This is a genomic window from Thalassotalea euphylliae, from assembly GCF_003390375.1.
GTDB classification, from domain to species: domain Bacteria; phylum Pseudomonadota; class Gammaproteobacteria; order Enterobacterales; family Alteromonadaceae; genus Thalassotalea_F; species Thalassotalea_F euphylliae_A.
Genome location: NZ_QUOT01000001.1, coordinates 3938198 through 3964528, shown reverse-complemented (window position 1 = coordinate 3964528; position 26331 = coordinate 3938198). Strand labels below are relative to the sequence as shown.

Below are 26331 nucleotides of genomic sequence, written 5' to 3'. Positions count from 1 at the left end.
CTGCTTTATTTTTCATCAACCTTGAACGTGTCAACAGGGTGTTCAAGGGCGATATCAAGCACTTCGTCAATCCATTTCACAGGGTGAATAGCGAGGTCTTGCTTAACGTTTTCCGGTATTTCTTTTAAATCACGCTCGTTATCTTTCGGAATAACAACCGTTTTTATACCACCGCGATGTGCCGCTAGTAGCTTCTCTTTTAATCCGCCAATGGCTAAAACTTCACCTCGCAAGGTAATTTCACCCGTCATAGCAACATCTGCTTTAACTGGGTTGCCCGTTAAGCTTGAAACTAATGCGGTACACATGCCAATACCGGCGCTTGGACCATCTTTTGGCGTTGCCCCTTCTGGCACGTGCACATGAATATCGCGTTTTTCGTAGAAATCTTCATTAATGCGAAGTTTTTCAGTGCGGCTGCGAACCACTGTCATTGCTGCCTGAATAGATTCCTGCATCACATCGCCGAGTGAACCTGTGTAAGTGAGTTTACCTTTACCAACATTCGAAGCAGTTTCGATAGTCAATAAATCTCCGCCTACCGATGTCCACGCTAAGCCCGTCACTTGGCCAATGCGGTTTTGGTCGTCTGCTTTACCGTAGTCAAAACGTTGCACACCCAAGTATTCACTTAAGTTTTCATCCGTGATTTCAATATGCTTGATTTGTTTGTCAAGCAAGATGGCTTTAACCACTTTACGACATAGCTTCGAAATCTCTCGCTCTAAGCTTCGCACACCCGCTTCTCGGGTGTAGTAACGGATGATGCCAACAATCGCGCTATCGTCAATGGTGACTTCTTTCGCTTTTAAACCGTTACGTTCGATTTGCTTAGGTACTAAATGACGCTTGGCAATATTAAGCTTTTCGTCTTCGGTATAACCAGATAAACGAATCACTTCCATACGGTCTAATAACGGGCCAGGAATATTCATGCTATTTGACGTAGCAACAAACATAACATCCGATAAATCGTAATCCACTTCTAAGTAATGATCGTTGAAGCTAGTGTTTTGCTCAGGATCTAGTACTTCTAATAATGCTGATGCTGGGTCACCGCGCATATCCGATGCCATCTTGTCGATTTCATCTAATAGGAATAGCGGGTTTTTCACGCCAACCTTAGCAATTTTTTGAATAAGCTTACCAGGCAAGCTACCAATGTAGGTACGACGGTGGCCACGAATCTCGGCTTCATCACGCACGCCACCCAGTGCCATGCGAACATATTTACGGCCAGTAGCTTTGGCAATAGATTGACCCAATGATGTTTTACCAACACCTGGAGGCCCAACTAAACAAAGAATAGGTCCTTTTAATTTGCTTACGCGCTGTTGAACCGCTAAGTACTCAAGAATGCGCTCTTTAACCTTATCTAAGCCATAGTGATCTTTCTCTAAGACTTCTTCCGCTAACGCTAAATTCTTTTTCAGCTTACTGCGCTTTTTCCATGGAACATTGCACATCCAGTCAATGTAGCTGCGCACTACCGTCGCTTCTGCCGACATAGTCGACATCATTTTCAGCTTTTGGTACTCCGCCATCGTTTTATCTTTGGCTTCCGCAGGCATTTGCGCTTCTTCAATGCGTGTAAGCATTTGCTCTGCTTCATCTGGCACATCGTCCATTTCGCCTAGCTCTTTTTGAATCGCCTTCATTTGCTCGTTGAGGTAATACTCGCGTTGGCTTTTTTCCATTTGCTTTTTCACGCGAGTACGAATTTTCTTCTCAACTTGCAATAAATCAATTTCACCTTCCATCAAGGCCATTAAATATTCCAAGCGGTCAGCGACATTAGAAGTTTCTAATACCTTTTGCTTGTCATTAATTTTTAGTGGCATGTGAGCTGCCATGGTGTCGGCCAGCTGCTCAGGGTCTTCGATGCCTGACAATGATGTTAATACTTCCGGAGGGATCTTCTTGTTAAGCTTTACATAGCCTTCAAACTGAGAGATAGCAGAGCGCACCAAAACATCGCTGCTGTCATCGCTGTCGCTTTGCGAGTCAATGTATTCAACTTCTGCGGTAAAGTAATCTTCAGTATTGATAAACTGTTTGATTTGAGCGCGCTTAACGCCTTCAACAAGTACTTTTACCGTACCGTCAGGCAGTTTAAGCATTTGAAGAATTGATGCAACGGTACCCGTTTCATATACATCGTTCGCCGTTGGGTCATCAATTGCAGCATCTTTTTGTGCAACTAGGAACACCTGCTTATCACTTTCCATCGCAATATCTAAACTGCGGATAGATTTTTCGCGACCAACAAACAATGGAATCACCATTTGTGGATAGACAACGACGTCTCTTAACGCCAATACGGGGATTTCTACTACACCGGATAATTCATTGGTCATAGATAACTCTCTTGGAAATAGAATCTGAAATCAGCAGCTTGCTTTTCTTCCCATGAAAAAAACAAGTGCAGTACTCAACGAGTATTCAATACGATAAAAAAGTATATGGGGATGTTAAAATAACTTTCAACAAAGCAATAAAAAAAAGAGCCTTATAGGCTCTTTTTTGTGCGATTACGAGAACTTACCATTATCTCTTTAATAGACTTAGCTATCTGATGCAGCTTGTTCTTGTGGCGTTTCGTAGATAATGATTGGCTTAGACTCACCAGTAATCACTGTTTCGTCAACAACGACCTTCGACGCATTCTCCATCGACGGCAACTCATACATGGTATCGAGTAGCACACCTTCAACTATTGAACGCAAACCACGAGCACCCGTTTTACGCACCATGGCTTTGTTCGCGATAGCTTTTAACGCGTCTTCTCTGAACTCTAGTTCAACGTCTTCCATATCAAACAAGGCAGTAAACTGCTTAGTTAAGGCATTTTTCGGCTCTTGTAAGATTTGAATTAACGCGTCTTCATCAAGCTCACTTAACGTAGCAACCACAGGTAGACGACCGATGAATTCAGGAATTAAACCGTATTTCACTAAATCTTCAGGCTCAACTTCTTGGAAACGCTCTGTAAGCGACTTGTTTTCTTCTTTACTGCGCACTTCTGCACCGAAACCAATTCCCGTGCCGGTTTCACAGCGTTGCTCAATCACTTTATCAAGGCCTGCAAATGCACCGCCACAGATAAACAAGATTTTAGACGTATCTACTTGCAAAAACTCTTGTTGAGGATGCTTACGACCACCTTGCGGCGGTACTGACGCTATGGTGCCTTCAATCAGTTTTAGCAGTGCTTGCTGCACACCTTCACCAGATACATCACGGGTAATTGAAGGGTTATCTGACTTGCGTGAAATCTTGTCGATCTCATCAATGTACACGATACCACGTTGCGCTTTTTCAACGTCGTAGTCACATTTTTGTAGCAGCTTCTGAATGATGTTTTCTACATCTTCACCTACATAACCCGCTTCAGTTAATGTGGTCGCATCGGCCATCGTAAACGGCACATCTAATAGGCGTGCTAACGTTTCTGCCAATAGTGTTTTACCACTACCGGTAGGACCAATCAGCAAGATATTACTTTTGCTTAACTCAACACCATTGTGCTGATCGCCATTGCGCAAACGCTTATAGTGGTTATATACCGCTACGGCTAATACCTTCTTGGCGTGCTCTTGACCAATAACATAGTCATCAAGGCTTGCACGAATGTCCATTGGTGAAGGCAGTGACTCTTTATCTTGCTTAGGTGCAATTTCTTTGATTTCTTCGCGGATAATGTCATTACATAATTCAACACACTCGTCGCAAATAAAGACTGACGGACCAGCAATTAATTTACGTACTTCGTGTTGGCTCTTACCACAAAAAGAGCAATATAATAATTTTCCACTATCACCGTCACCTTTCTTAATATCGGTCATACGGTACCTCTAAATTTATAACTTTCTAAATGATTCACGCTGTTTTACTAAGTATTTCACAAAATGCTTAGATGACAATCTTATTTGTCAGCTCTTTGCTCTAATATGGCATCAACTAAGCCATATTCAACTGCATCTTGTGCACTTAAGAAATTATCGCGGTCAGTGTCTTGCGCAACTTGCTCAAGCGGCTTACCAGTATGATCCGCCATTAAGCGATTTAATTTCTCTTTAATGTATAAAATTTCTTTTGCGTGAATTTCAAAATCTGACGCCTGACCTTGGAAGCCACCTAATGGCTGATGGATCATAACGCGTGAATTTGGCAGACAGTAACGTTTACCTTTTTCACCACCAGACAACAAGAATGCGCCCATGCTAGCCGCTTGACCAATACAAACAGTGCTGACATTAGGCTTGATAAACTGCATGGTGTCGTAGATAGCTAAACCAGCCGTTACTGAGCCACCTGGTGAATTAATGTATAAGAAGATGTCTTTTTCTGGACTTTCCGACTCTAAAAACAACATCTGTGCAACGATTAGGTTCGCCATATGGTCTTCAACCTGGCCGCACAAGAAGATTACACGCTCTTTTAACAGGCGCGAGTAAATATCGTAAGAGCGCTCCCCTTTTGCCGTTTGTTCGACCACCATTGGGACTAGGGCATTTTCGATATTGTTATTTTCGTTAAGGGAATGAGTTAGATGAGATGTAAACAACGGAATTTCCTTACTTGTAAAAAAAATGGCTCATATGAATCCATACAAGCCATTTAAGCTATTGCTTAGCGTATTGTCAACGAAAAGCTTATTTTGCTTCAGGGTTCATGATGTCCTTGAAGCTTGCTTCTTTGTCAGAAACATTTGCTTTTTCAACAACGAAATCTACCGCTTGCTCTTCTAATGCAACGTTTTGCATTTGCTGGTGCATTTCTTTGTTGTTTTTGTAGTACTCGATAACTTCAGCTGGATCTTCGTATGCAGATGCAGCAGTTTCGATTAACTCGTCAACTTTTGCTTCGTCAACTTTTAACTCGTTTACTTTGATGATTTCACCAAGTAATAAACCAACTTTTACGCGACGTTTCGCTTGCTCTTCGAACATTTCAGCTGGTAGTTGAGGTAAGTTTTTAGGGTCCATTTGACCACCGAAGCGCTGTAGTGCTTGCTGACGTAATACGTCTACTTCTTGTGCGATTAACGCAGCAGGAAGTTCAACTTCGTGGTTTTCTAATAAACCTTCGATTGCTTGCTCTTTGATCTTAGCTTTTACTGCTTGACCAAGTTCACGCGCCATGTTTTTAGAAACTTCTTCACGAAGCGCTTCTACGCCACCTTCTTCAACACCGAAAAGCTTAGCGAATTCATCGTTAACTTCTGGAAGCTCAGGGCCTTCAGTTTTAAGTACTTTAATATCGAATTCAGCTTCTTTACCTTTTAGGTTTTCAGCGTGGTAGTCTTCAGGGAAAGTTACTTTAATCGTTTGCTCTTCACCTACTTTCATGCCAGTGATTTCTTTTTCGAAACCTGGGATCATGCGGCCAGAACCAAGCTCAAGTTCGAAACCTTCAGCTTTACCACCTTCAAACTCTTCACCGTCAACACGACCTAAGAAGTCGATAGTTAGCTTGTCGCCTTTCTTAGACTTACGCTTGTTTTCTTTCCACGTTTTGTGTTGGTTTTGAAGTGTAACGAACATTTCATCGATGTCAGCATCAGTTACTTCAGTAACTGGGCGCTCAACAGCGATTTTTTCTAAATCTTTGATTTCGACTTCTGGGTATACTTCGAACGTTGCTTCGAATTCGAATGGTTTGCCATCTTCGTTGCTTTTCGCTTCGAAGTTAGGGCGACCCGCTGGGTTGATCTTTTCTTCGATGATTGCTTCAACGAAGTTACGTTGCATTAACTCACCAGTGATCTCTTCACGAACTGCCTTGCCGTAACGCTTTTGAATAACTGATGGTGGAACTTTACCAGGACGGAAACCATTGATGCGTTGGGTCTTAGCTAATTGGCGAAGACGGTTTTTAACTTCAACATCTACTTTTTCAGCAGGAACAGAAATCGTTAAACGGCGTTCCAAACCTTGTGTAGTCTCAACAGAAACTTGCATTTATATACCTCAATTTAGCGTTTGAACACGCTTCCTATTTTCCATCTATCTATCCAAGCAAATTCTCACCATGAAAATGCTGTCAGCCCTTGTGGTCTATGCCAGTTGAGCTAGGAAACACCTGAATAAATGATGCTCATATTAAAATTAATGACGCGCAATTATAGCCATGCTTTTTGCAAGAGTCGAGTTTATCGCCTGATTATTTTATATTCTTAAATTTTTCAACAAGATAGTAGCAAAATTAGCGCATTTCTAAGGTGTTTACGCTAATTCACTGATCTAATGAGAATTTACCCGATAAAAAAGAAATACGACCAAAATCGTTAAGTAAATTGCTGGGCGAGGTAGAGCATGATCCAACTGAGTATTATAGGAATTCCCAAACCACTTACCAGCAAAGTAATAATGGCAAAGTAATCGGTAATATCGAGTGTGAAACTATGGTTCTTTGGGAGATTACTTGATCAAATTACGATTAAAGAAAGAGAGAGAGAAAGTGGTCGGTGATGTAGGATTTGAACCTACGACCCCTTGGACCCAAACCAAGTGCGCTACCAAGCTGCGCTAATCACCGACAAAGGTAATGGTAATCGAAGTATTCTAATTCGAACCACTTTAAATTTTAGCATCTTAAATTACGCTGATGATAACACTATAAAAGCTAAAATCTGAAAGAGTGGTCGGTGATGTAGGATTTGAACCTACGACCCCTTGGACCCAAACCAAGTGCGCTACCAAGCTGCGCTAATCACCGACGAAAGATGGGGTGGCTAATGGGACTTGAACCCACGACAACCGGAATCACAATCCGGGGCTCTACCAACTGAGCTATAGCCACCATTGTATGGCACGCCCTGCAGGATTTGAACCTGCGACCCACGGCTTAGAAGGCCGTTGCTCTATCCAGCTGAGCTAAGGGCGCACATCACCTACAAGTGCATAGCTTTCTTTTAACCTTGTGAAAGAAAAAAGAAAGTGGTCGGTGATGTAGGATTTGAACCTACGACCCCTTGGACCCAAACCAAGTGCGCTACCAAGCTGCGCTAATCACCGACAGTGTTGTTAAAAGCCTTGTTGCCTTCAACGGGTGCGCATATTACCGACCCACCCTTTACTCGTCAAACACTTTTTTAAAAATTTATTTCAACCGCTCACCTTTTCGCCACAACGTCTAAAAAAGCAAATAAATGCTAATTTTTTAGCTATAAACACTATGTTTCTAATGAATATTTAGATCACTTAACTTATTTTGCGATAACAACTGACATAGCTCAGCTTTTTTCGTAATTATGCGTTTTGTTGTTACAACAAGCTCGGCTTTTATGCAAAAATATTAGCGTGAATTAATCCTCTACCTATTAAAGAACTATGACAGCACAACTTATTGACGGAAAAGCTATCGCACAGAGTATTCGTACTTCGGTGAAAGAGAAAGTAGCAGCGCGAATAAATCAAGGAAAACGAGCACCGGGATTGGCGGTTATTTTGGTTGGTAATGACCCTGCATCAGAAGTATACGTTGGCAGCAAACGCAGAGCTTGTGAGGAAGTTGGTTTTGTTTCTCGCTCATACGACTTGCCTTCAAGCACGTCTGAAAAAGAATTACTGGCGCTAATTGAAGAATTAAATAACGACGATGCTGTTGATGGTATTTTAGTGCAACTGCCTTTACCCGACGGTTTAGATCCCAATTTAGTGATCGAACATATCAACCCGCAAAAGGATGTAGACGGTTTCCACCCTTCTAATGTAGGTAAACTAGCGCTGCGTCAACCTGGCCTTCGCCCTTGCACGCCAAAAGGTATTGTCACATTAATCGAATCAACCGGTATTAAACCTCATGGCTTAGAAGCCGTTGTTGTTGGTGCTTCTAATATAGTAGGCCGACCGATGACACTTGAGCTACTGCTAGCTGGCTGTACGGTAACAACCACTCATCGTTTTACGAAAGACTTAGAAAGTAAAGTTCGCCAAGCTGACTTGCTAGTCGTCGCCGTAGGTAAGCCTGAATTTATTCTAGGCGATTGGATAAAAAAAGGTGCCATTGTGATTGATGTTGGTATCAACCGCCTTGAGTCGGGTAAATTAGTTGGTGATGTTGAATTTGGTGTTGCTAAAGATAAAGCTGATTACATTACACCTGTACCTGGTGGTGTTGGCCCTATGACTGTTGCAAGCTTAATAGAAAATACATTGATCGCCTGTGAAGAGTTCGGTGCAAACTAGCGAGCTCTTATTTGCCATTACTAAACTGAAGTCACTACCGAAAAGACAATAGCTGATATATCAGCTAATAGAACAAGAGAAAAAGCGTCAATCGACGCTTTTTCTCTACAGGCTGGCATTTCTTAATCTAGCCGTTCTCAACAAGAGGCAATAACAAGGAGCAATAATATGGGCGAACAGGTTAAACAATTGCTTTCATCCCACCAAAACCTAACCCACTCAGAATCAATTAAAGTGGTTTCCCATGTGCAGCGTGAAGATGATGACTGGATTGTAAATACTTTGATGTTGGACAATATTGACGTTCCCTTCAAATATAAGCGCAAAAAACATTACCGAAGCTTGCAAGGACAACGAGTTAATATCACCTATTACCCAAGCACAGAGACCGTCGCAGGCTTTGAAATGGAAATAATGAATATCGTCAGAATCAAAATTGCTTAGGCGGAATCGACACTAGTTGGCCTATTTACTAGCGAAACCTTAGATAAAAAGTATCATGCAGGATTTATTTTATTGATTTAAATCGTACGCGGCGTTTATTTTTTAATCACCTCTTGACGAATTCCTCGCCATATTACATAAATAAATAGTCGACATTAAAAAAATACATACATCGACTTTGTACATAAACACCTTGTACATACCAATAGTGTTGCGAATAACAAAAACAAAACGCAATTAACGAAAATCGGGGACTGCGAGAGGTACAACTATGATCTTAAATCATATCTGGGGGCTTTATGCTCACCCAAAAGAAGAATGGCACACCATTGAAAAACGTCACGAAAGCTTGTTCTATAGCCTGGCACACATACTAACCATCGCCTTAATTCCATCAATTTGTGGCTATTACGCTGCCGCTCATATTGGTTGGTCAATCGGTGCTGCTGACGTGATTAAATTGACAGAACAAAGTGCACTAGTCATGTCGGTAGGCATGTATGGAGCGTTGATTGCGGGAGTTTTTGCACTTGCCTATCTAATTCATTGGATGGCCAAAACCTTTGATTCAGATCCTAGCTACACACAATCACTAGAACTTGCCGCCTACACAGCAACACCTTTGCTGATGGTCGGTGTTACGGCCCTATTCCCTGTGCTTTGGTTTGTGGTTACAGCGGGCATGTTGGCAATTTGTTACTCGGTTTACCTGCTTTATTCAGGTGTGCCGATTATGATGAACATTCCTGAAGAAAAAGGCTTTATTTACTCTAGTTCAGTGGTTACTTGCGGTTTAGTATTGCTGGTAACCATTATGGCAGCAACTGCCATTTTATGGAGTATGGGCTTTGGTCCAGAGTACGTTGCTTAGCGCACATATTCATTTAAAACCAATATTTAAAACTAGTTGAAGCTTTGAAATATAAAACGACGTCATTATCTCCCCGCTTTTTTAAGCTACAGTGACGTCGTTTTTTTATGCCCAACTAACTAAGCTATACAAGCCAAGCAAGCTGAAGCACCCTTATGCTGAACTACTTTTAAAGGGATGGGTTTTATGCCAATGCTCTGCAATATCAATACGGCGGGCAAACCACACATGGTCTAATGACTGCGCATATTGGAAAAACCGTTCTAGCGCTTTGATACGTCCCGGACGACCAATCAAACGACAGTGCAAACCTATCGACATCATTTTCGGGCGATTTTCACCATTGGGATCGCCTTCTTCATACAAGGCATCAAAGGCGTCTTTTAGGTAATTAAAGAATTGATCGCCCGCATTAAACCCCTGAACTGCCGCAAAGCGCATATCATTTACATCCAAAGTGTAAGGTACGATTAACTGTGGTTTGGTTTCACCCTGTTCGCCAATGGCTACTTCCCGCCAAAATGGCAGATCGTCGCTGTAATCATCGGCGTCATAAAGGAACTCACCATTTTCTGCCACTAGCTGACCAGTATTAGGGCTTGTGCGTCCAGTATACCAACCCTTGGGCTTTTCCCCGGTGATCTGCTCAATGATCTCGATGGCCGCTTGCATATGCTGGCGTTCAGTATCGATATCGATATTTTGGTAATTAATCCAGCGCAGGCCATGACTACAAATTTCATGACCCGCCGCCATGCAAGCCTGCGCTATCTCAGGATGGCGTTTAAGTGCCATCGCAACGCCAAATACGGTAACGGGTATTTGGTACTTGTCAAACAGCCTAAGTAAGCGCCAAACACCCGCACGACTGCCGTATTCGTAGATTGACTCCATACTCATATGACGATCTTCTACATGCGGTGCATTAATAATTTCTGACAAGAAAGTTTCGGCTGCTGGGTCGCCATGCAGCACAGAGTTTTCCCCCCCTTCTTCGTAATTCATCACTACTTGTACAGCAATTCTCGCCTTGTTTGGCCAGTTAGCATGAATCGGTTTGCTGCCATAACCAATCAAGTCGCGCGGGTAGTTGTCATAACTTGAGCTATTATTATCAGTCACTGGTCTAGCCCCCGGCTTCTGTATTGTTCGCCAATTCGTCCTTGCTCCCCGCAAGCCCTACCAACCAAATTGCTAATTGTTGACGTTCATCCTCCGTCATTTTGGTCATATTCCCCAAAGGCATATCGCGATTAACAATGGCGCGGCTATGAATAAAGGCACTTAGCTTCTTTGCCTGTGCGACGGAATCCAAAATAAATCCATTGGGTGCCGTCTGGAACAGCTGAGAGCGCGGCGTTTGGCTATGACATTCAGTGCAGTGTTTATCAATGATCTGCCATGCTTGCTGATCGCTAATGGCTTCACTCGCTAAGTGATTTTGCGTTTTCACCACATGCCAAGGGGCAATCACTAACATCAAAGCCAAAAAGGCGGCAACACCACCAACGAACACTTGCGGTTTGTATACACCTTGATGTTTTAAATTAAAAAAGTGGCGAATCCACATACCAATCACAAACAAAGCCACCAGAATTAACCAGCCATAAGGGTGGCTATAGGTATACGCAAAGTGATTCGAGAGCATAATGAAAATAACGGGTAGCGTTGCATAGTTGTTGTGAACCGAGCACAACTTAGCTTTCAAGCCAGGTGCAGAGTCTGGAATGCGACCTGCTTCGACTTCCGCAACCATATAACGCTGACTTGGCATGATGACATGGTAAACATTACCCGCCATACAAGTACCGATAATCGCGCCAATATGAATATAGACGGCGCGATCGGTAAATAATTGGTCGAGCCCCCAACTGTACAAAGCCAGTAAGCCAATTGCGACGAGCGCAAACAATTTACCATTATCAACCAACGGTGACTTGCACAGTAGACGGTAAATGACATAGCCAGAGCCAATAATGGCTAATGACACAGCAATTGCGCTAGCTTTATCTAAACTGGTTTTATTGCTGTCCAGTAAATAAGCGTCAGCGCCCACATAGTACAACAATGAAAACAGTAAAATACCGGAAATCCAGGTGGTATAAGCTTCCCATTTAAACCAATGCAAAGTGCTGGGCATTTGCTCTGGGCCGTTTTGATATTTAGCGACCTCGTAGAAGCCACCACCATGAATGGCCCATAAATCACCACGGATCCCTTTGTCTTGCTTCCATTTGGGCGGTGTTTGTAAATTGTTGTCGAGCCAAACAAAGTAAAACGATGCACCTATCCAAGCGATACCCGCAATAACGTGAAAATAACGTAAAACGAGGTGTGCTAGCTCAAAAAAGTAGTTTTCTAACCCAGCTAATCCCAATGCTTCCAACACCATTAACTCACCTCCTTAAGAACAGAGGGCTCGCTAATATCTGCTAGCGTTGGTTTAAATTGTGGCTGACCATCGCGCTTGTAGGCTTTTTCACCGAGGATATAGGTGGCTTCAATACAGCGGTCATCCCCTAGCATCATAATGGCAAATAAACGTTCGTGTAAGGTTTTCGCCTCTTTCAATCTGAAGCTTAAAAATGGCGTTGCTTGATAGTCTAAAACGACAAAATCCGCTTCACAGCCAGTATTGAAATTACCAATAGTTCCCTCTAAATCGAGCGCTCTAGCCCCGCCTAGGGTTGCTAAATAAAGCCCTTTAAACGCAGAGAATTTCTCCCCTTGCAACTGTTGAATTTTGTAAGCTTCATTACCAGTTTGCAGCATAGAAAAGCTGGTACCTGCGCCAACATCGGTGCCCATACCAACGTGAATGCCGCGTTTTTCACAGGCTTTGAGATTAAATAAACCAGAGCCAAGAAACAGGTTTGATGTCGAACAGTGAGATACCGATGCCTGTGTTTTCGCCAAGCAATCAAGCTCGCGCTCGGCAAGGTGAATAGAGTGCGCAAACACTGAGCGTCTGCGCACTAACCCTGCATCTTCATATACACCAAGGTAATCTTCACTTTCTGGGAAGAGCTCTTTAACCCAAGCACATTCGTCTTTGTTTTCCGATAAATGGGTATGTAAGTAAACGTCGGGATACTCTTCAAGCAACTGCGTACATTTTGCTAATTGCTCTGGGCTAGAGGTTGGCGCAAAGCGTGGTGTTACAGCGTAGCTAAGGCGATCAACGTTATGCCATTTTTCAATCAAGGCTTTTGAGTCTTGATAGCTAGATTCTGGGCAGTCTGATAAATCTTCAGGGCAGTTTCTGTCCATCATCACTTTACCGGCAATCATGCGCAGTTTTCGTTGCTGTGCTTCACTAAAGAAAGCATTCACTGATTGTGGGTGGACAGTACCAAACACCAGCGCACTAGTTGTACCATTGCGCAGCAATTCATCAATAAAGCGCTGAGACACCTGCCGTGCATAGTCTTCATCAGCAAACTTTTTTTCCGTTGGAAAGGCATATTCAGTTAACCAAGTTAATAACTGTTCGCCGTAAGCCCCTATCATTTCAGTTTGTGGCAGGTGAATATGCGTATCGATCATGCCGGGGATAATCAAACGCCCAGTATAACGTTTAGTGTCGATTAGCTGATCTGGATAAGCTAACGCTAGGCTTGGTAAAATGTCTCGCTCGAAGCCAAGGTCGGCCACTTTGCCATCTTGAATCACTAACGCGCCTTGCTCAAAGTAGCGATAAGCCTTGTCGCCAGCAACGGCTGGGTCATCAACAAAATCAAGAATATCGCCGCAAATAACGCGAATTTTATTAGCTGTAGTCATCATTAACTTCCTCGATACGTTGAATAACCAAATGGCGACAATAGCAGTGGAATATGGTGATGATTGTCGTCTAATACGCGAAAACAAATTTCCGCATAAGGATAAAAGGCTGGCGCGTCACTAGCCTGTGATTGGTATGCATCAATATCAAATACCAATTTGTATGTACCGTGGGCAATTGCTAACGCTGCTGGCAACCAATCAATCAAGCGGCCATCTGCATCTGTGTCAGCGGCACATAGTTCGTGCCATTCGTTAGTGGTGTCGTTAAGCTGAAACAAGGTTACCGGCACACCACTGGCTGGTTGGCCGGTACTTGTATCGAGAATATGAGTGGTAATAGGACTTCTGCTCACACTAATTTCTCCAGTCTTATTTTTGTTATTTTGGCTTGCTCGGCAGCAGCAATGGCAAGTTCGGCTGCAGGTTCGTTATCAATACGTTCGCGAATAAGTTCCAGCATCTCAAGTGCCGACTTTCCGGTTGCACAGACAATAAAAATAAAGCCAAATTTAGCTAAGTAAGCTTGGTTAAGTGCCAACATTTCTTCTAACACTTGTTCGTCAGCTTGACTCATACCTGATTGCTCATGGCCTGCGAGTTTGGCGGTGTTCGCAAATTTTTTACTTAGCGTTGACACATCACCAATTTGTGGGTGTCCTTCAAACGCCGCCAAGTAATCACTCTCTCCTAATAATTGCCATGTTTGCTGCGCTTGAAATAATAATTGCTCACGTGAGACAAAGGGCCTAGCTAACAACATTTGATCGATCCAGCGCGGCGCAACACAGCAACTTTGCAGTGCAGCATGCGCCTTAGCATCATCAAGTGAATTAAATTGTTCTACTGTCATTGGTTAACGACCTCCTGTACATCTTCTGTTAACACATGATTTTGTTTAGCGCTTTTTTCCGCATTACTTTTCTTTGCACTGCTTTGCGAAGTTGCAAAACTCGCAGTTAGTTCTTGCCACTGCAGGCCATTGCGCTTTTTCGATTTATTATTGATTGGCGTTTGCTGGTCTTTTGACTCGCTTTTCTGCTGATCTTGCTGCTGGCCTTTTTGCTGACTTTGCTCTTGGCTTTTCTGCTGATAGAGCCCGATCAACTGACCAGCAATAGATACCGCAACTTCCATCGGCAACTTGCCCGATACATTATCGATGCCAACAGGGCATTGCATACTCGCTATTTGTTGTTCAGAGAAGCCTCTGTGCCCTAACCGATACTGAAAACGCTTGGCTTTGGTGTCTGAACCTATCACCCCTAACCAACGTACATCATCACGCTTTAAAATGGCTTCAGTTAAGGCAAAATCGAGTTGGTGATTGTGGGTTAAGATCAAATAGGCGGTATTTGCGCGCGCCCGCTTGGCTTGTTCAACCGGCTCTTCGTCAACAATTTTTGTTACATTGGCGGGCAACTGCTGTGGAAACACCTCAGCCCGACTGTCTATCCAGCGTATGCGAATAGGCAAGTGCGCTAAAACATTAACCAGCGCTTGGGCAACATGGCCAGCACCGTAAATATCTAAATTCATATGCTGTGACATCATTACTTCAAACATGATGACAGTAGCACCGCCGCAGCACTGGCCTAAATTAGCACCTAAATGAAACTGCTCAGCCACTTGCACCGCTTCACCCTGCGCGAGCAGTTGGCGAGCTTTTTCAATAACTTTAAACTCCAAATGACCACCACCTAAGGTGTCGTAAATCTGTTCGCCAGTGATCACCATTTTACTGCCTGACGCCCTTGGCGTTGAGCCAGAAGTACCAAGCACAGTCGCGATAACATAATCATTGCCCAAGCGATTTTGTTCAGCTATTGCCTCAGACCAGCTTTGGTGATGAAAGCCTTGAAAAGACTGGTTTAACGACTGACTTACTGCTTGTTCATCATGCACATTGTTGCTTGAGTTGGAACTATTCATATGTCACCTCCTCATCTTTTTTCTTAGCCTTTAGCGACTGACTATGCTGCGATTGATTTAGTTGCGACGGCTCAGCTTGCGAATGACTGGTATCAGCTTGACTAAATGCTTGTGCCGCTTGCACTGCCGCCAGCACTCGCTCAGGTGTTGCAGGAGTGTCTAGCCTTGGCTTACATTGGTAGTTGGCGACACTGCTCACCGCATCACGAATAGCACTCCAAACGCTAATGGCGAGCATAAATGGTGGCTCACCTACCGCTTTTGAGCGAAAGACCGACGCCTCAGGGTTCGCTGACTGATAAAGGCTAACGTTAAATTCCGCAGGCGTGTCGCCAATAGCTGGGATTTTATAGGTTGCAGGGTTAAAACTGGCTAGCTGACCTTGCTTATTCCAAACTAAATCTTCGGTCGTTAACCAGCCCATACCTTGCACAAATGCCCCTTCAATCTGGCCAATATCCAAAGCTGGATTTAGTGAATGGCCAACATCGTGCAAAATATCGGCACGAGTGACGGTGTTTTCTCCAGTTAAGGTGTCCACCTCCACTTCGGCAAGCGCAACACCATGGGCGTAGTAAAAAAACGGGCGACCTTTGGCTTGTTCGCGATCGTAGTGAATTTTCGGTGTCGCGTAATAACCGGTTGATGACAACGAAATACGATTTAAATACGCTAAGCCCGCCAATTCATCAAAGCTCAACTCACCTTTGTCGTGATACACAGTGTTATCGCAAAAGCGGATGCTGGCTTGCTCCACCGAAAAGTGCTTAGCGATAAATTCGGTTAATCTCGCTTTAATGGTATTTGCGGCATTAAGCGCTGCCATACCATTTAAATCTGTACCGCTTGAGGCCGCCGTTGGCGAAGTATTCGGCACTTTGTCGGTACGTGTAGCAGTAATACCCACCTTGTCTAACTCAACGCCAAATGCATGTGCCACCACCTGCGCCACTTTAGTGTTAAGCCCCTGCCCCATTTCGGTGCCGCCGTGATTTAGGTGAATCGAACCATCAGAGTAAACATTTACTAAGGCACCGGCTTGATTTAAATGCTGTACGGTAAATGAGATACCAAACTTTACTGGGGTTAATGCCAAACCTTTTTTGATGATTGGCGAGGTTTGGTTAAACGCTTTAATGTCAGCTTTACGCTGCCAATAATCGGCCTGCTGTTCAACCTGCTCAATCATATCAATCAATACATGCTGCTCAACTTCTTGATGATAAGGGGTGGTTGACCGACCTTGTTGATACAAATTGGCTTTGCGTACAGTGAGTGGATCTTTGCCCAGTGCTGCGGCAATATCATCAACAATTTGCTCTGCAACCATCATCCCTTGTGGGCCGCCAAAGCCGCGAAAAGCGGTATGGCTTACGGTATTCACTTTACAGCGATGACCGCTAATTTTAGCCGCAGGATAATAATAAGCGTTATCGGCATGGAACATGGCACGGTCAACAATGGCATCCGATAAATCAGGCGAATAACCGCAGTAACCATTCACTTCAATATCTGCGCCGGCAATAACGCCCTGCTCATCAAAGCCAACTTTATAGCGGTTAAAAAATGGATGACGCTTGCCGGTTAGGCGAAAATCATCTGCCCGAGCCAAGCGCAGTTTTACCGCGCAGTTTAAGTGATAACTGGCTAATGCTGCCAAGCATGCCCAAGGCGCCGCTTGTGTTTCTTTACCACCAAATGCCCCACCCATTCGGCGCATTTCAACCGTGACAAAATGAAATGGCTGAGCTAACACTTTAGCAATTAAATGCTGTACCTCAGTTGGGTGTTGGGTTGAACATTGAACGAATATGCCACCATCACCATTGGGCTGTGCCATCGCTACTTGCCCTTCCAAGTAAAAATGCTCTTGGCCGCCAATATGCATTTCACCGTTTATTTCATGCTGAGCCTGTGCAATTGCTGCTTGAGCATCGCCTCTGGTCAGTGCATGCGGTGGTCTAACCCAGTTTTTATCAGCAATTGCCGTTTCAATGTCGGTTGTGGCCTCTTGCTCTTGAAAATCGAATTCCACTAAGCGAGCGGCTCGGCGTGCGGTTTCATAGCTGTCAGCAACCACCAGCAACACTGGCTGGTGATGAAACTCAATTTCATCGCTGGCGAGCAGTAAATCCCCTGCAAAAATAGGCCCGATATCAATTTTTCCCGGCACATCTTTAGCCGAGAAAATGCGTTTAACGCCAGCTATGGCTTGTGCTTTGCTAGTATCAACCCCTTTAATGATGCCTGAAGTAAAAGGCGCCGTGACTGGGTAGGCGTGCAAGCAGCCGGCGGGCTCAGGGTTGTCGTCAATATAATTGGCAGAGCCACATACTTGCTTAATGGCACTATCATGGTGTTTCGATTGGCCAATAGCACCGCGTTTACTATCTGACTGAGTGGTTTCAAAGTGACGCATGGGAAATCCTCGTCGTTAGTTTAGCTGGTGCTGACAGTGTTTCTGATGTAGATTGCGGCGCGGAATCTAGTACTGCTTCATTGGCTGCGATTTGAGTAACAGCAATTGCCTGACAAAACTCAATACCGATACGGGTTAACAAGTTCTGGCTAACGGTTAAGCGATAATCGCTGCTGGCTCTTACATCCGACATTGGCGAGAAATCTTGCGCAACGACAGCACCCGCTTGTGTAAAGCTATCAGCAACATAAGGTTGACCAATTAACGCTTGTTCAATGTGACTTGCCCGTGCGGGAACTGCAGCCATCCCCCCCATAGCACAACGTGCTAAGTTGATTTGTGTGTGTTCAGCATCAAGCGTCACCGCCAGTACTAAACACACGGTTGAAATATCATCTTCTAAACGTTTAGACACTTTGTGACAGGCGAGTTTCATTGCCGCTGGTCGCTTAGGGACAATTACTTTAGTAATCACTTCATCAGGCGCTAACACTGTTGCCCGATAACCGGTAAAAAAGTCTTCTACCGCGATTTTTCTTGAGCCTTGGCTTGATTCCAGCTCCATCGTCGCATTAAGCGCAATCAGCAGCGGCGCAGGATCACCAATAGGCGAGGCATTACCTAAACTCCCTCCTAATGTGCCAGCACTGCGTACTTGCTCTGAGCCCAAACGCTCAAATAACTCTTTCGCTTCTGGATATTCTTGGCAAAAGGTATCAACAAACTGACGATAAGGCAGTGCCGCACCAATTTCTAAGGCGTCTTCAGTGATGTTCAATTGCGATAGCTCAGTAGCTTGGCTAACCGAAATCAGAATTTGAGGTTGTACAAGTTGCTGGCTAAGCTCTATCGCGTAATCTGTTGCACCTGCCACCAACTGAGCTTCTGGATACTGGTTTTTGAGTGCGATCAGCTCAGCGGCCGTTTGCGGTAGATAGAAAAACCTTTGCTGGTTTTCAGGTAGTTGTTTGTCAGCAAGCGAGTCATCAGGTAAAGACGTACAAAGAAATGGCGTTGAATCGCTGTTGTTCAAATGCTGTTCTGTTTGTTCCATTTGGCTGTGCCACAGACGCTCAACTCTTGGGTATTGGTACATTTTCTCGGCAGCGTCTAGAATTGGACGATAGCCCGTACAGCGGCATAAATTACCGCCCAAGGCATGAATAACCGTTTGCTTGCCCGGGTAGTTTTCGTGATTCAGATATAGCGCCATTAAGCTCATCACCACCCCCGGCGTGCAGAAACCGCACTGTGAGCCGTGGCATTCAACTATGGCACGCTGTACTGGGTGCAGTTGGTCAAGTGTCGCTTCAACCAATGGCGATAGTTGTTCCGTTAACGCCTCGACGGTAACAATGTGTTTGCCATGGGCATTACCCACCAATAGCAAGCAGCTATTAATTGCCTGATATTGCCAAACACGCTCACCTGATGCGTTGTTTACGTATTGGCCAACTAATACCGTACACGCACCGCAATCACCTGTTGCGCACCCTTCTTTAGTGCCCGTTTTCCCCACTTTGGTGCGAAGCCAGTCCAAAACGGTGAGACTTGGTGCACACTCTTCCAGTGTTATTGGTGTGTCGTTAACTAAAAACCGAATCACATTACCTTCCTTCATTCTATCAAGCCCTTTATTTTCAGTGGCTTGTGATTATTTTTAATTTTTTTCAGAGCAAAACCTTCAAGAAAAAAATTAATTATTGGTCAAGTTATTGCACAACCCATACCAAACATGACCGATCGGTCAATATTAAGTATTAGGCAATTGACTAATTTTGCAAATCAGTCTGCTATTGGGTGTTACACATGAAGAACGAGAATCGGCTATTAATGCAGGGAATTAGCAAACAATATCCTGGTTGCAAAGCTAATGACGATATTGAACTGCAAATAAAGCATGGCGAAATTCATGCCTTGCTCGGTGAAAACGGTGCTGGCAAAAGCACGTTGATGAAAATTCTTTACGGCGTGGTCAAACCTGACCAAGGTGAAATTTTATGGAATGGTCGAGTAGCATCGATCAATGAACCTGCCGATGCGCGCGCCTTAGGTATCGGTATGGTGTTTCAACACTTTTCATTATTCGAAAGTTTAACCATCGCTGAAAATATTGCCTTAGCGCTCGGTGAGCAAGCGGGTCAACCGGCAACGCTTGCCAGCCGGATCAAAGCAACATCAGAGCAATATGGCATGCCACTCGATCCTGAGCGCCGCATTTCCACCTTATCAACAGGCGAGCGCCAGCGTGTTGAAATTGTCCGCTGTTTATTACTCGACATTCAGCTACTCATTTTAGATGAACCTACATCGGTACTAACGCCACAAGAAGTTCAAGCGCTTTTCAAAACGCTACGTCAACTAAAACAGCAAGGTTGTTCTGTACTCTTTATTAGCCACAAACTACATGAAGTTGCAGAGCTATGTGACAGCGCCACGATTTTACGCGCTGGCAAGGTCAGCGGGCATTGCTCCCCCAAACAAGAAACACCTGAAGCCATGGCTCGCATGATGGTGGGTGATGACACGCCGATCAGCAATGATAAGCAACGCGCTCAACTAAGTGATGGTATTGACGACTTTGTTAGCGTCAGTGAATTATCAACAACGCCTGAGGGCTTATTTGATATTGCTCTGCAAAACATCAACCTCAGTGTCAAACCTGGTGAAATTGTGGGTATTGCAGGCGTGGCGGGCAATGGCCAAGAAGAGCTATTAAAGGCGTTATCTGGTGAGCAAACTAACGCTAAATCTTCTGCCATTCGCTTTGGCAATCAAGTTGTTGATGCCATGTCTCCCCTTAAGCGCCGACGTTTGGGCCTTGCCTTTGTACCTGAAGATCGCTTGGGGCGAGGCGCCGTGCCAGAAATGGATTTATGCCAAAATGCCTTACTGACCAGTTTTGACCATGGTTTAGTAGGTAAAGGGTTATTCGACAAAGGCATACTGAAACAAAACAAGATCAAAGCGCTCGCCAACAAAATCATCGACAAATACAAAGTGAAAGCCGCAGGTAACCATAGCCAAGCAGTGAGCTTATCTGGCGGTAATTTACAAAAATTTATTATTGGCCGTGAAATTGAGCAAGCCCCTAAGTTTTTGTTGATGTCGCATCCTACGTGGGGTGTGGATATTGGCGCTCAAGTCGCCATTCATCAAGCGATTATTAAGTTGCGCGATCAAGGCTGTGCGGTACTAGTGATTTCTGAAGACTTGGATGAGCTATACAAAATTTGCGATCGCCTTGGCGCCATTTGTGATGGCAAGCTCTCCCCTTTTCTGCCAACAGACGAAGTCCCTTTACCCTTGTTAGGCCGTTGGATGGCCGGAGATTTTGGCTTGCCAAGAGCAGCACCATCGGCAGCACACGTATCTGATGGCAAGGTTGTTCCTTTGCCAACTAAGCCACAAACTTCATCAGGAGCTAGTTTATGATCCGCCTAGAAGCCCGTGTTCAGCATTCTACTGTTTGGGGCTATAGTTCACCATTGCTTGCCGTGCTGCTGACCCTGCTCACTGGCTATATTTTATTTGCCGCACTAGGCCAATCACCAAGTGAAGCCTTATACACATTTTTTATCGCGCCAATTGCTGACTGGTATGGCATCAGCGAGTTACTGGTGAAAACCATTCCTATTTTACTGTGTGCTTATGGCCTAGCGCTGTGTTTTCGCGCCTCGGTGTGGAATATCGGTGCCGAAGGCCAATTACTGATGGGCGGTGTCGCCGCATCTGCCGTAGCAACCTTATTCGTGCATTCTGACAGTATTTGGGCCATGCCGTTAACGCTACTCGCTGGCATTGCAGGCGGTATAGGCTGGGCAGCGCTTGCCGCCTTTATGAAGTTGCGTTTAAACACCAATGAAATTCTCGTCACTATTATGATGAATTACATTGCTTTGAATATTTTATTGTGGGCAGTGCATGGGCCACTTAAAGATCCGGATGGCTTTAACTTCCCTGAAAGTGCGCTGTTTGGCGACAGTACTTTATTGCCTGTGTTATTTGCTGACACCCGATTGCACTTAGGCTTAGTATTTTGCGCTATCGCGATGGCGCTTAGCTGGCTGTTTATCAGTAAGAGTTTTCTGGGTTTTCAAACCCAAGTGTTGGGGCAAGACCCGTCGGCAGCAAAAATGGCTGGTTTTAATCAAACTAAACTCGTCACCCTAGTATTGTTAGTGTGCGGTGCGTTGGCAGGTTTAGCCGGAGCTGGCGAAGTGGCGGGGCCAATTGGTCAGCTAGTCCCGCAAATTTCACCTGGCTATGGCTACGCGGCCATTATTGTCGCGTTTTTAGGGCGCTTACACCCGGTTGGCATCACCTTAGCGGGCCTACTAATGGGGCTTATCTATATGGGCGGTGAAATGGCACAAATTGAGCTTGGTCTACCTAATGCTATCACCGGAATTTTTCAGGGACTTATGCTGTTTTTCTTACTGTCTTGCGATGTATTAATCCGCTATCGCGTCCGCTTTAAACGTTTTGACAAAAGCAACAGCGCAGACAACACCTCGTCTTCTCTTGCTCCACAAGCTCAGGAATAACCGTTATGGATATCGAACTAATTACCAATATTTTATATGCCACTATTCGCACCGGTACACCACTACTCTTGGTTGCCTTAGGTGAAATTATCTGTGAAAAGAGCGGCGTACTGAACTTGGGCCAAGAGGGCATGATGCTACTTGGCGCCGTTGCTGGCTTTATTGCCATGTATCACAGCGACAGCTTTTTAATTGGCTTTGGCGCTGCGGCGCTGACGGGGGTGCTAATATCGCTTGCCTTTGCCTTTATTGCGCTGCATTTAAACGCTAGCCAAGTAGCCGCAGGCCTTGCCCTAACTATTTTAGCAACCGGCTTGTCCGCATTTATTGGCGCCGATTACGAAGGTAAAACCGTGACCGCCTTACCTGCATTAACCATTGACGGCTTAGCTGCTATTCCAGTTATTGGTAAAGCCCTGTTTGCACAAGACGCCATTGTCTATCTCAGTTGGGTGTTAGTGATTCTCGCCTACCTGTTTTTTAAGCACCACAGAGCTGGGCTTGCTGTCCGTGCTGTGGGTGAAAACCCAAGTGTTGCCAGTAACTTAGGCTTACCAGTAATGAGTATTCGTTATTTAGCTGTAATGTTCGGCGGCGCGCTAGCCGGTATCGCAGGCGCCTACTTATCACTGGCTTATACCCCACTTTGGACGGAAAACATGACCGCAGGTCGCGGCTGGATTGCGCTGGCCTTAGTGGTATTCGCCAGTTGGCGAGTTGAGCGCGTAATGCTTGGCGCTTATTTGTTTGGCTTTGCCAGCATTATGCACTTGGTCGCACAAGGCTTAGGACTTTCAGTTGACGGTAATTTACTTGCCATGATGCCTTACCTTGCCACGTTAGCTGTGCTGTTCATTCTCAGCAGAGATCCACAAAAACAGCGGTTATTTGAGCCGATGTCGCTGGCTAAACCTTGGCATAAAGGTCACTAGTGCTTCGCTCTGCTTAGCCTCAACTCAAAAAACAGCACAAAACAAAACTAAACAAAACAAAACAAAACAAAACAAAACAAAACAAAACAAAACAAAACAAAACAAAACAAAACAAATTTAAGAATAAAAATTTCACTACAATGGAGCAGTAAAAATGAAAAAAGTGATGAAGAAGTTAGCCGTAGCCCTGAGCATTGGTATTGGGTTAAACGCCAGCTTAATGTCGAGTAGCGCTATGGCTGCAGACAACAACGTTAAAGTGGGCTTTGTTTATGTTAGCCCGACCGGTGAAGCAGGCTGGACATACACACACGACGAAGCTCGCCTATATTTAGAGGAAAAATTTGGCGACAAAATCGAAACTAGCTTTGTCGAAAATGTTGCCGAAGGCGCCGATGCACAGCGGGTGATCACTCAAATGGCGAAAAGTGGGCACGACTTAATCTTTACCACCTCGTTTGGCTATATGAACCCAACGATTAAAGTGGCGAAGCGCTTCCCTAAAGTAAAATTTGAACACGCGACGGGTTATAAACGCGCTAAAAACGTCGGCACCTATTTCGATCGTATTTACGAAGCCCGCTATTTAACCGGTGTTATCGCTGGTCATATGAGCAAAACTGATACTATAGGTTATATCGGTGCCTTTCCTATCCCTGAAGTCGTACGCGGTATTAATGCCTTCACCCTTGGTTTACAATCAGTTAAACCAGACGCCAAAGTTAAAGTGGTTTGGGTCAATAGCTGGTTTGACCCAGGTAAAGAGCGCGAAGCTGCCGATAGCTTAATTGACCAAGGTGCCGATGTGATTACCCAACACACCGATTCACCAGCGCCATTACAAGCCGCAGAAGCCGCTGGGATTTACGCCATTGGCTACCACTCAGACATGAGTGAATACGGCAAAACTGCCCACTTAACTGCGGCGGTGCACAATTGGAAGGAATTCTACGCTAAGCGTGTGCAACAAGTGTTAGACGGCACGTGGCAGTCAACAGATGTATGGCGTGGAATGGATGCGGATATGACTCAATTAGCACCACTAAGCTCTGCGATTCCAGCTGATGTGAAAGCCAAAGTTCAATCCTTATCAGCACAAATCGCCGAAGGAAAACTCCATCCGTTTACTGGCCCTATTGTTAACCAACAAGGGCAAGAAATATTGGCTGATGGACAAATTATGGATGATAACGCCCTGCGTAAGATGGATTACTATGTTGCTGGTGTTGAGGGTAAGTTAAAGTAACGCTGCGATCCTAACTAGGTTCATAGCTATATTCATACTCGTTGAATTCTAGTGCAGCGAATCAGACTCAATAAAGCGGATAGGTAAATTGGCTTGTCCGCTTTTTAATAGCACCACTTAATTACAGCTAGTTAAGACTACATGCTAACTAGACTTTGTAGCTAAGATAGCTCCTAACTCATAGAGAAATCATTCAGTTACAATATTGTTGAGAATCCCTCTTCCGATAACCGTGATTAGCCTCTAGTCTATCCAACAGGAAAAACAACAAGGCTCAAGCTAATGAAACGGACACTGTTAGTACTAACCACACTATTTTTAGCCACTTGGCGAACGGATGCCTTTAGCGCTGAGCCGAGCACAGAACAAAAATCGACACTTGCCACATTGCCCTACCAATCTTTTGCGCAATCCAAACAAACCAAGCAGGTGTTTGATCAGCTAGTGCAGCAAGCAAGGGCACCATTTTCCCTGCCATTTGGCACCTCTATTGCCGTCATCAAAAGCGACCAAGTTATCTATCAAGGTAGTTTTGGTTATCAAGATATTGCTGCTAAACGTGTCGTCGATCCAAATACAAAGTTCTATATCGCCTCTGTCACTAAACCCATATTTGCGTTAAATGCACTGCTTAGTGAACACCAAGAAGAGTTAAACACGAAAGCCACATTGGCAGCCTTATTTCCCACATTGAAGTTCTCCCAAATAAACGCGACTAAAGTTAATACGCAACATTTGTTATCACATACTTCTGGCCTTGACGGTAACTCGATGGTGTGGCCGTTAGCCTATACAGGACTCCATAACAGTGAGTTGAGAAAACTACTGGTGGCGCAAGTTAGCGCCAGCACCGAAAGTCAGCTAGGAGAATTTGATTACACTAACCTTGGCTATACCATGCTAAGCCAATGGTATGAGCAAACACTTAAAACGCCATGGCAAGAATCACTTAACCGCCAAATATTCACGCCACTTAAAATGACAGCATCGAGCGCTACGCTTGCAGACAATCCTCCAAACAACAAGCCCTATGCACTACCATACTCCAGCAGTGCGGCGATTCCTGAGCAGTCAATTTACTTAATGAAAACAGCACAAACAATGCATGCGGCTGGCGGCGTAATTTCGAGTACGCAAGATTTAGCAAGGTTTGTGATTGCCCAGCTAAACCAAGGGCAAATTGATGGTCAGCAAGTATTTCCACCTGAAGTTGTCAGTAAATCTCACCAACCGTTAGTGCAAGTCCCAAATCCTAAAAACAAACAACGAGTTTTCAGCCGAGAGGCTTATGGCTGGGGTTGGTATATAGGCAAGTACCAAGCAGGCGAGCAGACATTACAAGTGCTGCACCACAATGGAGGCTACCCCGGTGCTTCAGCACACCTTTCTTTTCTCCCCGAACAAAAGCTTGGCGTAATTATTCTCAATAACGAAGGGCGACTGGGAGATGCGTTAAACAAGCATATTGCTGATGCCATTTATCGCTACTTGCTCAGCGATAATTCAGAAGAGCGCCTTGCGATCCACAACGATTTGCAAACTAATATTCAAAAACTGGCAAGCGCATTTAATGGTTTTGTCGATAAGATCAGCACAGCAAGACAAGCTCGGCAATCTCAGCCCTTACAATTAACTTTGCCGTTAGCCAGCTATGCTGGTACATATCGTCATCAACTCGCTGGCGATATTACGATAAAGGTTAAGGAAAATCGATTAAACGTCTCTTGGGGTATTCTTCACGCTAATGCTGAAGCTTATAACAAAGACAATACTTTGCGTTTAGAGCTGGTGCCTGAAATGGGAAAAGTGATGCAATTTTCGGTTAACGGTAAAAAGGTGAGCCAGCTTACCTTTGCCGATATGCAGTTTACTAAAATCTAAGTTAAGCAAGGTTTACGTTGAGTAAAAGCAATATGATATAAGGGAAAGTATTGCACTTTCCCCAAATGAACATACATGCGTATA

20 protein-coding genes and 5 tRNA genes are annotated in these 26331 nt (G+C 44.5%); 8 read left to right on the top strand and 17 right to left on the bottom strand.

All coding sequences use genetic code 11. From position 1 onward, the window contains the following. Positions 1–5: 5 nt before the first annotated feature. From lon to DXX94_RS17325, 9 genes are all read right to left on the bottom strand, one after another. Complete coding sequence (gene lon / locus DXX94_RS17365; protein WP_116017835.1) at positions 6–2357, bottom strand: endopeptidase La; 2352 nt, start codon at positions 2355–2357, stop codon at positions 6–8. Positions 2358–2564: 207 nt separating this feature from the next. Then, positions 2565–3845 carry an ATP-dependent protease ATP-binding subunit ClpX gene (gene clpX / locus DXX94_RS17360; protein ID WP_116017833.1) on the bottom strand — a complete coding sequence of 427 codons (1281 nt, stop codon included), beginning with the start codon at positions 3843–3845 and terminating at the stop codon, positions 2565–2567. 80 nt (positions 3846–3925) lie between these two features. Further along, positions 3926–4567 (bottom strand): ATP-dependent Clp endopeptidase proteolytic subunit ClpP, encoded by a 642-nt coding sequence (gene clpP, locus DXX94_RS17355; RefSeq protein WP_281269084.1) that lies wholly within the window; start codon positions 4565–4567, stop codon positions 3926–3928. Between the two features lie 88 nt (positions 4568–4655). Beyond that, positions 4656–5963: a trigger factor gene (tig, locus tag DXX94_RS17350; RefSeq protein ID WP_116017831.1), complete on the bottom strand. Its 1308-nt coding sequence runs from the start codon at positions 5961–5963 to the stop codon at positions 4656–4658. Positions 5964–6463: 500 nt separating this feature from the next. Next, positions 6464–6540: transfer RNA gene (locus DXX94_RS17345), tRNA-Pro, on the bottom strand. 103 nt (positions 6541–6643) lie between these two features. Continuing rightward, positions 6644–6720, bottom strand: a tRNA-Pro gene (locus DXX94_RS17340). Positions 6721–6728: 8 nt separating this feature from the next. Beyond that, positions 6729–6804, bottom strand: a tRNA-His gene (locus tag DXX94_RS17335). A 7-nt stretch (positions 6805–6811) separates the two neighbouring features. Further along, positions 6812–6888: transfer RNA gene (locus tag DXX94_RS17330), tRNA-Arg, on the bottom strand. Between the two features lie 54 nt (positions 6889–6942). Beyond that, positions 6943–7019, bottom strand: a tRNA-Pro gene (locus DXX94_RS17325). Positions 7020–7334: 315 nt separating this feature from the next. On the opposite strand from DXX94_RS17325, the gene folD reads away from it, so the two are divergent. From folD to DXX94_RS17310, 3 genes are all read left to right on the top strand, one after another. Next, entirely contained in the window at positions 7335–8192 is an 858-nt protein-coding gene (gene folD, locus DXX94_RS17320; protein ID WP_116017829.1) for a bifunctional methylenetetrahydrofolate dehydrogenase/methenyltetrahydrofolate cyclohydrolase FolD, read from the top strand. Positions 8193–8360: 168 nt separating this feature from the next. Next, entirely contained in the window at positions 8361–8636 is a 276-nt protein-coding gene (locus DXX94_RS17315) for a hypothetical protein (RefSeq protein ID WP_116017827.1), read from the top strand. A gap of 271 nt (positions 8637–8907) precedes the next feature. Beyond that, the gene (locus tag DXX94_RS17310) at positions 8908–9507 is read left to right on the top strand and encodes a Yip1 family protein (protein WP_116000861.1); all 600 of its coding nucleotides are present in this window, start codon (positions 8908–8910) and stop codon (positions 9505–9507) included. A 153-nt stretch (positions 9508–9660) separates the two neighbouring features. Here DXX94_RS17310 and puuE read toward each other — a convergent pair whose 3' ends face one another. From puuE to xdhA, 8 genes are read right to left on the bottom strand one after another with little or no spacing between them, the layout of a single operon-like run. Beyond that, positions 9661–10629, bottom strand: coding sequence for an allantoinase PuuE (gene puuE, locus DXX94_RS17305; RefSeq protein ID WP_116017825.1), 969 nt, complete (start codon positions 10627–10629; stop codon positions 9661–9663). Positions 10630–10633: 4 nt separating this feature from the next. Next, positions 10634–11899: a urate hydroxylase PuuD gene (locus tag DXX94_RS17300; protein WP_116017823.1), complete on the bottom strand. Its 1266-nt coding sequence runs from the start codon at positions 11897–11899 to the stop codon at positions 10634–10636. After that, positions 11899–13290, bottom strand: a complete 1392-nt coding sequence (gene guaD, locus DXX94_RS17295) for a guanine deaminase (protein WP_116017821.1) — start codon at positions 13288–13290, stop codon at positions 11899–11901. Before guaD ends, DXX94_RS17300 begins: the two co-directional genes overlap by 1 nt. A gap of 2 nt (positions 13291–13292) precedes the next feature. Further along, a complete protein-coding gene (gene uraH / locus DXX94_RS17290) occupies positions 13293–13646 on the bottom strand; it encodes a hydroxyisourate hydrolase (RefSeq protein WP_116017819.1) in 354 nt (117 codons plus the stop codon). Then, complete coding sequence (uraD, locus tag DXX94_RS17285) at positions 13643–14143, bottom strand: 2-oxo-4-hydroxy-4-carboxy-5-ureidoimidazoline decarboxylase (RefSeq protein WP_116017817.1); 501 nt, start codon at positions 14141–14143, stop codon at positions 13643–13645. Before uraD ends, uraH begins: the two co-directional genes overlap by 4 nt. Beyond that, positions 14140–15222: a xanthine dehydrogenase accessory protein XdhC gene (xdhC, locus tag DXX94_RS17280; protein WP_116017815.1), complete on the bottom strand. Its 1083-nt coding sequence runs from the start codon at positions 15220–15222 to the stop codon at positions 14140–14142. The genes uraD and xdhC overlap by 4 nt, the downstream gene beginning before the upstream one ends. After that, the gene (xdhB, locus tag DXX94_RS17275) at positions 15215–17641 is read right to left on the bottom strand and encodes a xanthine dehydrogenase molybdopterin binding subunit (protein WP_116017813.1); all 2427 of its coding nucleotides are present in this window, start codon (positions 17639–17641) and stop codon (positions 15215–15217) included. Before xdhB ends, xdhC begins: the two co-directional genes overlap by 8 nt. Further along, a complete protein-coding gene (gene xdhA / locus DXX94_RS17270) occupies positions 17628–19247 on the bottom strand; it encodes a xanthine dehydrogenase small subunit (protein ID WP_116018625.1) in 1620 nt (539 codons plus the stop codon). Before xdhA ends, xdhB begins: the two co-directional genes overlap by 14 nt. Positions 19248–19450: 203 nt before the next feature. Between xdhA and DXX94_RS17265 the strand changes: the two genes are divergently transcribed. The 5 genes from DXX94_RS17265 (at position 19451) to DXX94_RS17245 (ending at position 26247) form a co-directional block, all read left to right on the top strand. Continuing rightward, a complete protein-coding gene (locus tag DXX94_RS17265) occupies positions 19451–21076 on the top strand; it encodes an ABC transporter ATP-binding protein (RefSeq protein ID WP_116017811.1) in 1626 nt (541 codons plus the stop codon). Continuing rightward, on the top strand, positions 21073–22188 hold the full coding sequence (locus DXX94_RS17260) for an ABC transporter permease (RefSeq protein WP_116017809.1): 1116 nt from the start codon (positions 21073–21075) through the stop codon (positions 22186–22188). The genes DXX94_RS17265 and DXX94_RS17260 overlap by 4 nt, the downstream gene beginning before the upstream one ends. 5 nt (positions 22189–22193) lie before the next feature. Beyond that, positions 22194–23120 carry an ABC transporter permease gene (locus DXX94_RS17255; RefSeq protein ID WP_116017807.1) on the top strand — a complete coding sequence of 309 codons (927 nt, stop codon included), beginning with the start codon at positions 22194–22196 and terminating at the stop codon, positions 23118–23120. 154 nt (positions 23121–23274) lie between these two features. Beyond that, on the top strand, positions 23275–24366 hold the full coding sequence (locus tag DXX94_RS17250; protein ID WP_116017805.1) for a BMP family ABC transporter substrate-binding protein: 1092 nt from the start codon (positions 23275–23277) through the stop codon (positions 24364–24366). 282 nt (positions 24367–24648) lie between these two features. Continuing rightward, positions 24649–26247 (top strand): serine hydrolase, encoded by a 1599-nt coding sequence (locus DXX94_RS17245; RefSeq protein WP_116017803.1) that lies wholly within the window; start codon positions 24649–24651, stop codon positions 26245–26247. Positions 26248–26331 lie beyond the last annotated feature (84 nt).

Coding starts and splice junctions, on each gene's coding strand:
- DXX94_RS17260 (WP_116017809.1), top strand. CDS start 21,073: ATGATCCGCCTAGAAGCCCGTGTTCAGCATTCTACTGTTTGGGGCTAT.
- guaD (WP_116017821.1), bottom strand. CDS start 13,290: ATGACTACAGCTAATAAAATTCGCGTTATTTGCGGCGATATTCTTGAT.
- DXX94_RS17265 (WP_116017811.1), top strand. CDS start 19,451: ATGAAGAACGAGAATCGGCTATTAATGCAGGGAATTAGCAAACAATAT.
- folD (WP_116017829.1), top strand. CDS start 7,335: ATGACAGCACAACTTATTGACGGAAAAGCTATCGCACAGAGTATTCGT.
- xdhC (WP_116017815.1), bottom strand. CDS start 15,222: ATGAATAGTTCCAACTCAAGCAACAATGTGCATGATGAACAAGCAGTA.
- clpX (WP_116017833.1), bottom strand. CDS start 3,845: ATGACCGATATTAAGAAAGGTGACGGTGATAGTGGAAAATTATTATAT.
- tig (WP_116017831.1), bottom strand. CDS start 5,963: ATGCAAGTTTCTGTTGAGACTACACAAGGTTTGGAACGCCGTTTAACG.
- xdhB (WP_116017813.1), bottom strand. CDS start 17,641: ATGCGTCACTTTGAAACCACTCAGTCAGATAGTAAACGCGGTGCTATT.
- DXX94_RS17255 (WP_116017807.1), top strand. CDS start 22,194: ATGGATATCGAACTAATTACCAATATTTTATATGCCACTATTCGCACC.
- DXX94_RS17245 (WP_116017803.1), top strand. CDS start 24,649: ATGAAACGGACACTGTTAGTACTAACCACACTATTTTTAGCCACTTGG.
- DXX94_RS17300 (WP_116017823.1), bottom strand. CDS start 11,899: ATGGTGTTGGAAGCATTGGGATTAGCTGGGTTAGAAAACTACTTTTTT.
- DXX94_RS17250 (WP_116017805.1), top strand. CDS start 23,275: ATGAAAAAAGTGATGAAGAAGTTAGCCGTAGCCCTGAGCATTGGTATT.
- lon (WP_116017835.1), bottom strand. CDS start 2,357: ATGACCAATGAATTATCCGGTGTAGTAGAAATCCCCGTATTGGCGTTA.
- uraD (WP_116017817.1), bottom strand. CDS start 14,143: ATGACAGTAGAACAATTTAATTCACTTGATGATGCTAAGGCGCATGCT.
- DXX94_RS17310 (WP_116000861.1), top strand. CDS start 8,908: ATGATCTTAAATCATATCTGGGGGCTTTATGCTCACCCAAAAGAAGAA.
- DXX94_RS17315 (WP_116017827.1), top strand. CDS start 8,361: ATGGGCGAACAGGTTAAACAATTGCTTTCATCCCACCAAAACCTAACC.